The sequence below is a fragment of the Geminisphaera colitermitum TAV2 genome (assembly GCF_000171235.2).
GTDB lineage: Bacteria > Verrucomicrobiota > Verrucomicrobiia > Opitutales > Opitutaceae > Geminisphaera > Geminisphaera colitermitum.
In genome coordinates this window covers 1-816 of sequence record NZ_ABEA03000204.1, presented here as the reverse complement: position 1 = coordinate 816, position 816 = coordinate 1, and the positions used below count along the sequence as shown (strand labels likewise).

The 816-nt window shown below is 66.5% G+C and carries 1 pseudogene; it reads right to left on the bottom strand.

From position 1 onward, the window contains the following. Positions 1 to 793, bottom strand: a pseudogene (locus OBACDRAFT_RS23830) (hypothetical protein); the annotation flags it as partial. Between the last annotated feature and the right edge of the window lie 23 nt (positions 794 to 816).

The window sequence follows — 816 nt, the reverse complement described above, 5'->3', positions numbered from 1 at the left end:
AGGAGAGGCGGATTTCTCCGGTGACGGGCGAGGTGGTTTCGAGCATGAGGCCGTGCGGGGTGTGGTGTTCGCGCAGGGCGATGGTGTCGCCGGTGATGTGGGGCCAGGGCATGTTGTGCCAGGCTGTCACGGGACCGGCGTCGTGTGGAGGGAAAAAGCGGAGGGTGGCTTCGCATAGTCCGCTAACGAGGATGCGGCGGGTGACGCCAATTTGGGCGGGATGACGTTCGATGCAGCCAATGACGCCGTCGGTCTGGCCGTGGAGGAATATCCGGCATTCGTGTCGCCATGCACGGGGCATGCGGAGAGAGGCGCGGGCGTCGGTGAGGAGGGTTTCAGTGCCGAGGAGGAGGGGCGCGCCAAAGGGTGTGTGAAGAGTCAGACCGACGGTGGTGTCGGGTGTGTATCCGGAAAAATACCACGCGTTGTCGCGGCGGTGGATCGTGATGACGGGGTGGCGTTGTGTGGGCGTTGAGGGGAGGGTGAAGGCGATGTGCCAGCCGAGTTGCGCGAGAGCGAGTCGGGCGAGTTGGATGAGGGGGAAGGTTTGGCCGGGGGCGTCGGGGATGGGGAGGTGGGAGTCTTTGGTGACTTTGAGCGGGAGGGGGGCGCGGAGCCAGTGGAGGCGGCCTCCGGCGGGTGTGGTGTGCGTGGCGGTGAGTGCACGGGTGGTGATGGCGGTGCCGGTGCGTGTTGAGCATTGAATGGGGCGACGCTGCGCGTCGCCTGCCGGCAGGATGCCGGCGGTCCCAGGCTGAGGGGCAACGAGTTCGGTGAGGGGGCCGGCGGACATGATGGGGTTGTGCTCGAAGGTGA